The following is a 9,853-nucleotide window of genomic DNA, read 5'->3' as shown; positions in this document are numbered from 1 at the left end:
GGTTGTACGCGACCCGCGTCTTGCCGTACGCGATCGCGCTCGTCGCGAAATCGAGCAGCAGCGGCGGCTTGCCGGCCCGCGGATACGCGGCGCAGAACGGGTTCGTGCCGAAACGCGGATCGGTGCCGTGCAACGGCGCGACCAGCAGGTCGCCCGGCACGTTGACGAAATGGAACGACACGAGCCCCGCGTGCGCGCACTGCTCGGCCCAGTGCCCGATGCGGCCGAGGTGATGGACGTCGCGCAGCCCGATCGCGCAGATGCCCATGCGCCGCGCGCGCTCGATCCCTTCGACCATCGCCTCGAACGCGATCACCTGGCCGAAGCCGCGCCCGCCGTCGATCGTCAGCACCGCGCCGCCGTCGCGCACGATCGACGCGTGCCCGTTCAGCTGCAACTGCCCTTCCCGCCACGACGCGACGTAATTCGGGATCATCCCGATCCCGTGCGAATCGTGGCCCGCGAGATTCGCGCCGACCAGGTGATCGGCGACGAGCGTCGCTTCGCGCGGGTTACTGCCGGCCCGTTCCCAGAGTGCCGCGACGAACGCATGCAGCGGTTCGGCGCGCATGCGCAGCGGTGCGGTATCGGGCGTCGGCAGTGCGGTCATCGGCAACACTCCATCCAGTCGGTTCGGGTCGGGCAATCGGTACGTCCGATGCTGCGACGATCAGCGCGCGGTCGCGATCACGTCGGCCACCGCCGCCGTGAGCTTCTTCGCGTACGGCACGTGCAGGAACTCGTTCGGGCCGTGCGCGTTCGACTTCGGCCCGAGCACGCCGCACACCATGAATTGCGCGGCGGGAAAGCCTTCCTGAAGCACGTTCATCAGCGGGATCGTGCCGCCGAGGCCCATGTACGCGCAGTCGGCGCCGAAGTGGCGGCGCGATGCGGCGTCGAGCGACGACGCGAGCCACGGCGCGAGATCCGGCGCGCTCCAGCCCGTCGCGGCGCCGGCGTCCGGCTTGAACGTGACCTTCGCGTTGTACGGCGGATCGAGTTCGAGCAATTCCTTCAGCTGCTGCACCGCCTGCGCGGCGTCGACGAGCGGCGGCAGCCGCAGCGACAGCTTGAACGCGGTACGCGGACGCAGCACGTTGCCCGCATCGGCGAGCGCCGGCATGCCGGCCGCGCCGGTGACCGACAACGACGGACGCCACGTCGAATTCAGCAGCGCCTCGCGCGGGTCGGTCGTGGTCGGCAGCACGGGCTTGCCGTCCTGGCCGCACGCCCAGGGCAGCCCCTTCCATACCGTGTCGCCGAGAATCGCGGCGGCGGCCTCGGCTTCGCGCACGCGGCTCGACGGAATCTCGCAATGGAACGCGCCCGGCAGCAGATTGCCGTTCTTCGCGTCCTCGAGGCGTTCGAACAACTGGCGCATCACGCGGAAGCTCGACGGCGCGATGCCGCCGTACACGCCCGAGTGGATGCCTTCTTCCAGCACCTCGACCTGCAGGTCGCCGGACACGAGGCCGCGCAGCGACGTGGTGAGCCACATCTGGTCGTAGTTGCCCGCGCCCGAATCGAGGCACACCACCAGCGATACCTGGCCGAGCCGGTCGCGCAACGCGTCGACGTAAGGCAGCAGGTCGTAGCTGCCCGACTCCTCGCAGGTCTCGATCAGGCCGACGCAGCGCGGCCGCTCGATGCCCTGCTCGTCGAGCGCGCCGAGCGCCGCGAGGCTCGCGTAGATCGCATAGCCGTCGTCCGCGCCGCCGCGACCATACAGCTTGCCGTTCTCGAACTTCGGCGTCCACGGGCCGAGGTCCGCGCGCCAGCCGTCGAATTCGGGCTGCTTGTCGAGGTGGCCATACAGCAGGATCGTGTCGGTACTGCCCGAGCGGGTGGCCGGCGACTCGAAGAAGATCACCGGCGTGCGGCCCGGCAGGCGCACGATTTCGAGCTTCAGGCCCTTCACGGGTTGCCGCTCGGCCCACTGCGCGGCGTCGGTGACGACGCGCTCGAGATAGCCGCGCTTCGCCCAGTCGGGGTCGAATGCGGGGCTCTTCGCGGGGATCGCGATGTAGTCGGTCAGCGCATGGAGGATTTCATCGTTCCACTTGCGCTCGATGAAGGTAACGAGCTTGTCATGGTCGAGGACGGGGGTAGTGTCGACGGAAGTCATGGTGGGGTGCCTGGATCGGGCTGACGAAAACCCAGATCATACGCCGATGCTCCCCTGCCGGCGCCCCGCCTGGCCGTTCAGCCAGCGTTCGGAAACGCGTCGCGCAGCCCGGCCGCGCAGGCGAGCGCGTCGCGCCATAGCCGTCGCGTGAGCTCACCCGCATCCTCTTCGCGCGCGAGCGCCGCGGCCTCGCCCGACCACAGCAGCGAGAAATCGTCGCGGCCCTGCCGCTCGAACGCGCCGCGCAGCGGATCGACCGCGGCCGTCGCGAGCGGAAACGCGGGCGCGAGCGCACTCATCGGCCCCTGTTCCCGCATGAAGCGCGTCAGCAGCCCGCGCGCGGGGCGGCCCGTGTACAGGTTGGTGATGCGCGTACCGTCGTCGCGGGCGGCGCGCACGGCCGCACGATGCTGGGCCGAACGACCGGCTTGCGGCGTCAGCAAATAGCCGGTGCCGATCTGCACCGCGCTCGCGCCGAGCGCGAACGCGGCCGCGATGCCGCGCCCGTCGGCGATCGCACCGGCCGCGATTACCGGCGCGCGTACGGCATCGACGATCTGCGGCAGCAACGCGAACAGGCCCGGCTGCGCGTGGATATCGTCGGTCAGGAACATCCCGCGATGGCCGCCGGCCTCCGCCCCCTGCGCGACGATCGCGTCGACGCCGCGCGCATCGAGCCAGCGCGCCTCCTCGACGGTCGTCGCGGACGACACCACCTGCGCGCCCGTGCGGCGCACACGGTCGAGCAGCGTGTCGTCCGGCAGTCCGAAGTGGAAGCTCACGACGGCCGGCCGCAGTTCCTCGACGACCGCGCACATCGCATCGTCGAACGGCGCGCGGCCGGGGCCGCCTTTCACGTCGGCCGGGTCGAGCCCGGCTTCCGCGTAGTAGCCGGCGAGCGCCGCGCGCCAGCGCGCATCGACCTCGGCATCGGCATCGGGCGCGGGCGGCGCGTGGCAGAAGAAATTCACGTTGAACGGCGCGGCCGTGCGCGCGCGGATCGCCGCGATCTCGTCGCGCAACTGCTGCGGGCCGAGCGCCGCGCACGCGAGCGAACCGAGCCCGCCGGCTTCGCACACGGCGATCGCGAGCGAGCTCAGCGAGCCGACCATCGGCGCCTGGATCAACGGCAAACGGGAAGGCAGCATCGTCATCGGAATCCCTTTTAGTATGAGTGGCCCTCGCCACATCGGTGGTGCTTTTCATCGTCGCGCACGAGCGGCCGCACCGAGCGCGCCCGCTACGTGCCGCCGCGATCCATCCCGCGCCGGTACGCGGCCGGGCTCGTCGCCGCGACGCGCCGGAAATGCCGGCGCAGCGATTCCTCGGAACCGAACCCTGCGCGCGCCGCGACCTGCGCAAGCGGCAACGCGGGCTGCGCTTCGAGCATGTCCTTCGCGACGTTCACGCGTTCGCGGATCAGCCACGCGAGCGGCGACATCCCCGTCGCATCCGCGAACTGACGCTGCAGCGTGCGCGTGCTCATCGCGGCCTGCGCGGCGAGCGAGGCCAGCGTGTGCGGCTCGGCCGCATGCGCGCGCATCCAGTCGATCAGCTTCGCGAGCCGGTCGGTGCCGCCCGGTGCGACCGGACGCGGCACGAACTGCGCCTGTCCGCCGTCGCGATGCGGCGGCAGCACGAGGCGCTGCGCGACGCGGTTGGCGATCGCGCCGCCATGATCGCGGCGCACCAGATGCAGCAGCATGTCGAGCCCCGCCGCCGAGCCGGCCGACGTGACGATCTGCCCTTCGTCGACGTACAGCGCATCGGGATTCACGCGCAGCGCCGGATAACGCGCCTGCAGACGTTCCGCATACCGCCAGTGCGTCGTCACGGTGAGGCCGTCGAGCACGCCGGCCGCCGCCAGCACGAACACGCCCGAACAGATCGAGCAAAGCCGCGCGCCGCGCCGATGCGCGGCCCGCAGTTTCTTCAGCAACGGCTCGGGCGGCAGTTCGTCCGGGTCGCGCCAGCCCGGAATCACGATGGTGTCCGCGCGATCGAGCGTCGCGAGCCGGTAAGGCGCGGCAACGGTAATGCCGCCCGCCGCGCGCACGGGCCCCGGCTCGCTCGCGCAGACCGCGAAGCGATACCAGTCGACGCCGAGTTCAGGGCGCTCGAGCGCGAACAGCTCGACCACGCAGCCGAATTCGAACGTGCAGAGGCGATCGTAGGCGAGCGCGACGACGAGATGATTGTGCATGGCGCGATGTTACCGGAACTTGTCGATCGCGCCACTGCCGCAAAACGCGCCGAACCGCGATACTGCCCTTCATTGCGGCGCGTTCCGTGCCCGCTCAACCAGGAGAGCCCGACCATGTCCCATGTCACCGACGTCCCTGCCGCCGACAGCGCCGCCGCCCTCGCGCATTTCGAGGCCTCGCTGCGCTTCGAGACCGATTGCTGGGACGTGCACGACGCCTTCGCGTCCGGCACGCCCGATTTCGTGCTGCTCGACGTGCGCGGCCCCGACCAGTTCGCCGCCGGCCACGTGCCCGGCGCGCGCAACCTGCCGCGCCGCAAGATCATCGAAAGCAAGCTCGCCGGTTGTCCGGCCGATACGCTGTTCGTCGTCTACTGCGCGGGGCCGCACTGCAACGGCGCCGCGCGCGCGGCGATCCAGCTGGCGCGCCTCGGCCGCCCGGTCAAGCTGATGATCGGCGGCGTGACGGGCTGGCTCGACGAAGGTTTCGCGCTGAGCAACGACGTGCAGCCGGCGGACGCCGAAGCCGCCTGATCGTCACCAAAAGCGCAACAATCAATTGCCGGCACACAAACGGAAAAAGCGCGACAATCAGCCTCATTGCAGTTCGGACGGAGCAGCACCATGCATGATGCAGTCCTGATTCAAGTGGCCGGTTCAGTCGCGGCGATCGCGCTCTATTTCCTGCCGGCCGTCATTGCCGACCGGCGCGGCCGGCACGACAAGCTGACGATCGCGATGTTCAACGCGCTGTTCGGGTGGACGGGCATCGGCTGGCTGATGACGCTGTACTGGGCGTGCCAGCCGAACCCGCGCACCGACGTCGCGCAAACGATCCTGGCAAAGCGCCGCGGCGTCAGCATGCGGACCTTCTCGACCGGCCTCGTCGAACGCGTGCAGCGCCGCGTCGCCGCCCAGGAGCAATGGGCGGAAAAGCAAGGCTGCCGTTAAGTCCCGCCTTCCCCTTCACCGATTCGCGTCGAACTTCGGCATCCTGACGTTGGTCGACGCGCGGTAATCCCACTTCAGTGCGTCGCGCGGCGGCCAGCCGCCCGCGCGCAACCGCGCCGCGAACGCCCCCGCCGTCACTGCCCGTGCGATCCGCTCTCCCGGACACCCATGCGGCCCCGTGCCGAAGCCGAAATTCGGCCCCGCCGGGCGGCCGGGCGTCAGCCGGTGCGGATCGCGGTGCACGGCCGGATCGCGGTTCGCCGCGGCCAGCACGACGAGGATCGCGTCGCCGGCTTCAACGCTCACGCCTTCGATCGTCGTGCGTGCCGCGACGAAGCGGCGCGTGTTCTGCACCGGCGTATCGAAACGCCCGACTTCGGCAACGAATGCATCGAGCGCGGCCGCATCCGGCACCCCGCCTGAGTCGCCCACGTCGCCGTTCCATGCCACGAGCGCATTGCCGAGCCATGCGGCGGTCGCCTCGCACGTCTGCGACAACAACCCGACCAGATTCGCAACCAGCGCGCCGCTCGCGTGCCAGCCCGACGCGCGGGCCGCCTGCTGCACCGCGGCGACCAACGTGCCGTCGTGCGCACGCGACTGCGCGACACGTTCCGTCATCCGGTCGAGCAGATGCCGCGCAGCGTCGCTCGCGCGCGCCAGCGCCGCGGCATCCGACAGCGGCGACAGCGCGGCGACGAACTCGACGACGCGCGCCGCGATGTCGTCGAGCTGCGTTTCGTCGAAACCGAGCAGATCGGCCACCGCGCCCACGGGCACGGTCATGCACCACACGTTCAGCGCGTCGGCATCGCCGGGCGCCGGCAACCGCCGCGCGGCGAGCACCTCCGCGCGATCGCGCAATGCCTCCGTATCGATCGGCGCGAACGCCGCGCGCAACGCCTCCTTCGGCACGTCGTGTCGCGACGCGCCATCGTTCATGCGCACCAGTTCGCCGAACAGCGCGCCGGCTGTCGTGCCGCGCAACGCGGGCGGCACCGGCGCGTCGAGCGGGCGCACGCGGCAGGCCGGATGGCATAGCACGGCCGTCACGGCCGCCGCGCGGCTCGCGACCCACAGGCCGAGCGTGGCGTCGAACGCGAGCGGCGGCCCGTCGACGAGCGCGGCGTAATAGGGATAGGGATCGCGGTGCGTGACCGCGGCAATGGGATCGGTCGGGTTCATGCGCTCAGTATCGGCGCAGTGCGCCGCCGCATGTTTCGGGATGGCGTGAAATGTCGCTGCGCGGACGCCGCGCATCGCGGCGGCCGGCCGACGTCAGGCCGCCGATCGATAGCGGTGCGACTGCATGCGCAGCCGGACCCGCCCGGCCGAAATCGCGCGCGGCTCGGGCACCACCGTGTCGTGATGGAACATTTCCTGCCGGAACTCGCCGCTTTCGTCGAACCACTGGCAGATCAGCCAGTCGTCGTCGTCGAACACGACCGGCCCGGCATACGTGACGGTCATGCGCGGCCCGCCCGTTTTCAGCGTCACGACATCGCCCACGCGAAACCTGACGCGGTGATTTTCTCGGATCGTCATCGCTCTCTCAGCTTTTTATATATTGAATATATTGATATTCCCGGCGGCCCACTTACCGGTCATTGGAACGTGCCGAAGATTATCAATCAAAAAATCATCCGGCAACTCCCGCGCACGGAAACGCTCTGAACGAGAACCTGCAACAATGCGCGATATCGTCACGTATGACGGCCCGCCGGGCGTCAGATCTGGCGCGGCTGACGCGCCGGCGGCAGCAGAACGGGCGGAAATGCGGAGAATGGACGATGATTTTCGCGTCGTCATCGACGATTATTCGGACGCGAAATAGGTTGATTATTGTCAATCAATGTTTCGGTGGAAACGATTTCTGATTTTATTAGGGTTCATTCGTCTGACAAAATCGGCGAATTATCCGGCGCCGCAAACCAGCGGTTGATATCGCTTCCCGGCACGGCTGCCCGGCTAAAGGTGAACGTGCCGTCGCGCCGCATCTCCGTCGCCGCGCGCAGGAACGCGCCGAGCGCGGCCCGCGCCAGCGCGCCGCCGACGCTGACGCGCTTCACGCCGAGCGCCGCCAGCTCGTCGAGGCTCAGCAACCCGCCCTGCAGGCCCATGACGACATTGACCGGCGCGCCGACCGCCCGCGTCACCGCCGCGATCTCGTCGGCGTCGGTGATGCCGGGCGCGTACAGCACGTCGGCGCCGGCGTCGCGATAGGCGACGAGCCGCGCGATCGTGTCGTCGAGATCGCGGCGGCCGTGCAGGTAGTTTTCGCAGCGGGCGGTCAGCGTGAACGGAAACGGCAACGCGCGCGCCGCGTCGACGGCCGCCGCGATGCGCTCGACCGACGCGTCGCGCGCATAGATCGGCGTATCGGCGCGGCCCGTCGCATCCTCGATCGAGCCGCCGACCGCGCCCGCCTCGGCCGCCAGCCGGATCGTCTCGGCCACCGTGTCGGGCGCGTCGCCGAAACCGTTCTCGAGATCGGCGCTCACCGGCAGGCCGCCCGCGGCGACGAGATCGGCGATGTGATCGAGCATCGCGTCGCGGTCGATCGCGTTGTCGGGCCGCCCTTTCGAAAACGCGTAGCCGGCGCTCGTCGTGGCGAGCGCCTCGAAGCCGGCCATCGCGAGCAGTCGCGCGGTGCCGGCGTCCCACGGGTTCGGGATGATGAACGCGCCGGGGCGCGTGTGCAGCGCGCGGAAAGCTTCGGCGTGGCGGGCTTGCTGGTCGGAACGGGTCATCGTGAACTCCGGGAAGGTGTTGACGGTGAGCTTACGCCGGTCGTGCACGCGACGTTTCAGCGTTTGCCGAAATGTCGTCGCGCAACCCGGAAGAACGCGCGCCAAGGCCGAATGCAGGCCACCGCGCCGGGCCGCTCGCGTCAATTTACGTCGATGCGGACGCCCCGCCGTCGATGCCGAGCAACACGTCGGCGACGGCCTCGGAGAACCGCATCGCGCGACCGTCGATGAGCACGCGATCCGGATTCGACGGATCGCGCACCGCTTGCGGCACGCCGTGCGCGATCAGCACGCGCGCGCACGCTTCCCAGTCGGGATCGCCGACGCCCTCCGGTTCGTTGACGGACGCCCAGGACAGCGTACCGAGCGCGTCGCTGCCGAATCCGTGCAGCTCACGCCAGCTTGCGCCGCGCGCGAGCAGGAACGCCAGAAGTTCGGCATCGCCGCGGAACACCGCGTGATTCAGCGCGCTCGCGTCCCAATCGCCGCCTCGCGCGGCGATCGGCCAGCCCAGCTCCACCATTACCTTCACCGCCTCGCGCGAACCCCACGCGGCGGCGTCCGGCAGCAGCCGCAGTTGCTCGTCGGCCAGCGCACCGGGCAGCTCGGGATGCTTCGCCTGAATGCGCCGTGCGTCGTCGGCATCGGCGCGCGCGCAGGCCGCCACGAACGCATCTTGTGCGTCGAGCGTCTCCTCGGCTCCGGCAGCGCGCAGCAGCGCCGCGACGTCGGACAACCCGGCCTGCATCGCGAGCCGGTACGCGCTGACGCCCGTCGCGGTCCGCGCGCGGGGGTCGGCGCCGGCTTCCAGCAGCGCGGCGACATGGCGCGCCGGGCAACGCACGGCGATCGCGCGCAGCAACGGCGCGCCCCACGTCTTCGTCGGCCCTTCGCCGGCCGGTTCGTTGGGGTCGCCGCCGTGCGCGAGCAGCAACTCGAGCGCGGCCCCGTCCGGCACGTCGAGCGCGCGCCGCAACGCATTCGTCCCGCCCACCCGTGCGCCGTGCTCGAGCAGCAGACGCGTACACGCCGGATTCTCCACCGAGTGATACAACGATTCGCCGTCGTTCGGATCGGCGCCGGCTTCCAGCAGCATCGCGGTGAGCGCCGGATCGCGATTGACGCCGACGGCGCCATACAGCGCCGACAACGGTTCCGACGCGTCGGGCTCGGCGAGCGAGGCCGGCGGATACCGGTTGCCGATCCGCTGGTTCGGATCGGCGCCTGCATCGAGCAGATGGCGCGCACACGCACGCAGCCTGACTGCGAATTCGGGAAGCTGCCCGAGCCGCGAATGCGTGACGGCGACGAGCGGCGGCAACTTCAGCGCACCGCCGGCGCGTGCGATCCAGCCGGGATCGGCGGCCAGCGCCGCCTTCACCGCGTCGAGATCGCCCGCCGCGCATGCAATCGCCGGGTCCGCCGACACGAGTTCGGGATGATCGCGCAGCAGTTGCGCGGCGACGCGCGGCCGGGCCGCGTCGAAACCGCCGGTCACGTCGGCGCCGTAGGCGAGGTCGAGCCAGCGCCGGCTCAACAGCGCGCGCGGTTGCCGCGCGAGCGCATGCGTTTCGACGAACGCGCCGAGATCGGCCCATGAAGCAAAGCCGTACTCGCGTGCGATGCAGGACTGCGCGTCGTGCAGGCGGAGCCCGAGCGCGAGCGTTTCGTCATGCGTGCGATGCGCGGCGACCGGCAGCGATGCGACGAAGCGCGCGACGGCACCGGCATCGCCCTGCCGGTACAGGCGCAACAATGCCTTGGCCTGCTTTTTCAGATGATCGGGATGAGCGTCGGGAGGCAGCTTTTTCATGCGAATCCTTG

Annotated in this window: 11 protein-coding genes; 3 read left to right on the top strand and 8 right to left on the bottom strand. The window is 70.1% G+C overall.

All coding sequences use genetic code 11. The features are described from left to right. The 4 genes from H3O04_RS17040 to ftrA form a co-directional block, all read right to left on the bottom strand. The coding region (locus H3O04_RS17040) for a malate/lactate/ureidoglycolate dehydrogenase (protein WP_202588107.1) at positions 1-610 on the bottom strand (610 nt) is incomplete at its 3' end. 60 nt (positions 611-670) lie between these two features. Beyond that, positions 671-2,125: a M20 family metallopeptidase gene (locus H3O04_RS17035; protein ID WP_006480804.1), complete on the bottom strand. Its 1,455-nt coding sequence runs from the start codon at positions 2,123-2,125 to the stop codon at positions 671-673. 77 nt (positions 2,126-2,202) lie between these two features. Then, a complete protein-coding gene (locus H3O04_RS17030) occupies positions 2,203-3,279 on the bottom strand; it encodes an NAD(P)H-dependent flavin oxidoreductase (protein ID WP_202588106.1) in 1,077 nt (358 codons plus the stop codon). A gap of 86 nt (positions 3,280-3,365) precedes the next feature. Next, entirely contained in the window at positions 3,366-4,328 is a 963-nt protein-coding gene (gene ftrA / locus H3O04_RS17025; RefSeq protein WP_006480801.1) for a transcriptional regulator FtrA, read from the bottom strand. A gap of 114 nt (positions 4,329-4,442) precedes the next feature. Between ftrA and H3O04_RS17020 the strand changes: the two genes are divergently transcribed. Beyond that, positions 4,443-4,862, top strand: coding sequence for a rhodanese-like domain-containing protein (locus H3O04_RS17020; protein ID WP_124591869.1), 420 nt, complete (start codon positions 4,443-4,445; stop codon positions 4,860-4,862). Between the two features lie 90 nt (positions 4,863-4,952). After that, positions 4,953-5,279 carry a superinfection immunity protein gene (locus H3O04_RS17015; protein WP_124591870.1) on the top strand — a complete coding sequence of 109 codons (327 nt, stop codon included), beginning with the start codon at positions 4,953-4,955 and terminating at the stop codon, positions 5,277-5,279. A gap of 15 nt (positions 5,280-5,294) precedes the next feature. Here H3O04_RS17015 and H3O04_RS17010 read toward each other — a convergent pair whose 3' ends face one another. Together H3O04_RS17010 and H3O04_RS17005 are read right to left on the bottom strand one after the other, a co-directional pair. Next, positions 5,295-6,464, bottom strand: coding sequence for a cytochrome P450 (locus H3O04_RS17010; protein ID WP_202588105.1), 1,170 nt, complete (start codon positions 6,462-6,464; stop codon positions 5,295-5,297). A 93-nt stretch (positions 6,465-6,557) separates the two neighbouring features. Next, positions 6,558-6,824, bottom strand: coding sequence for a YodC family protein (locus tag H3O04_RS17005; protein WP_006480798.1), 267 nt, complete (start codon positions 6,822-6,824; stop codon positions 6,558-6,560). 145 nt (positions 6,825-6,969) lie between these two features. Between H3O04_RS17005 and H3O04_RS17000 the strand changes: the two genes are divergently transcribed. After that, the gene (locus H3O04_RS17000; RefSeq protein ID WP_202588104.1) at positions 6,970-7,113 is read left to right on the top strand and encodes a hypothetical protein; all 144 of its coding nucleotides are present in this window, start codon (positions 6,970-6,972) and stop codon (positions 7,111-7,113) included. Between the two features lie 55 nt (positions 7,114-7,168). Here H3O04_RS17000 and H3O04_RS16995 read toward each other — a convergent pair whose 3' ends face one another. Continuing rightward, positions 7,169-8,029, bottom strand: a complete 861-nt coding sequence (locus H3O04_RS16995; RefSeq protein WP_034175396.1) for an isocitrate lyase/PEP mutase family protein — start codon at positions 8,027-8,029, stop codon at positions 7,169-7,171. A 145-nt stretch (positions 8,030-8,174) separates the two neighbouring features. Further along, on the bottom strand, positions 8,175-9,842 hold the full coding sequence (locus H3O04_RS16990) for an ankyrin repeat domain-containing protein (protein ID WP_202588103.1): 1,668 nt from the start codon (positions 9,840-9,842) through the stop codon (positions 8,175-8,177). Positions 9,843-9,853 lie beyond the last annotated feature (11 nt).

Source organism: Burkholderia sp. KCJ3K979, assembly GCF_016759955.1.
In the GTDB taxonomy this organism is placed as follows: Bacteria; Pseudomonadota; Gammaproteobacteria; order Burkholderiales; family Burkholderiaceae; genus Burkholderia; species Burkholderia orbicola.
The sequence above is the reverse complement of the archived record's forward strand: the minus strand, read 5'-3'. Positions and strand labels throughout refer to the sequence as shown.

Coding starts and splice junctions, on each gene's coding strand:
- H3O04_RS17035 (WP_006480804.1), bottom strand. CDS start 2,125: ATGACTTCCGTCGACACTACCCCCGTCCTCGACCATGACAAGCTCGTT.
- H3O04_RS17030 (WP_202588106.1), bottom strand. CDS start 3,279: ATGACGATGCTGCCTTCCCGTTTGCCGTTGATCCAGGCGCCGATGGTC.
- ftrA (WP_006480801.1), bottom strand. CDS start 4,328: ATGCACAATCATCTCGTCGTCGCGCTCGCCTACGATCGCCTCTGCACG.
- H3O04_RS17020 (WP_124591869.1), top strand. CDS start 4,443: ATGTCCCATGTCACCGACGTCCCTGCCGCCGACAGCGCCGCCGCCCTC.
- H3O04_RS17015 (WP_124591870.1), top strand. CDS start 4,953: ATGCATGATGCAGTCCTGATTCAAGTGGCCGGTTCAGTCGCGGCGATC.
- H3O04_RS17010 (WP_202588105.1), bottom strand. CDS start 6,464: ATGAACCCGACCGATCCCATTGCCGCGGTCACGCACCGCGATCCCTAT.
- H3O04_RS17005 (WP_006480798.1), bottom strand. CDS start 6,824: ATGACGATCCGAGAAAATCACCGCGTCAGGTTTCGCGTGGGCGATGTC.
- H3O04_RS17000 (WP_202588104.1), top strand. CDS start 6,970: ATGCGCGATATCGTCACGTATGACGGCCCGCCGGGCGTCAGATCTGGC.
- H3O04_RS16995 (WP_034175396.1), bottom strand. CDS start 8,029: ATGACCCGTTCCGACCAGCAAGCCCGCCACGCCGAAGCTTTCCGCGCG.
- H3O04_RS16990 (WP_202588103.1), bottom strand. CDS start 9,842: ATGAAAAAGCTGCCTCCCGACGCTCATCCCGATCATCTGAAAAAGCAG.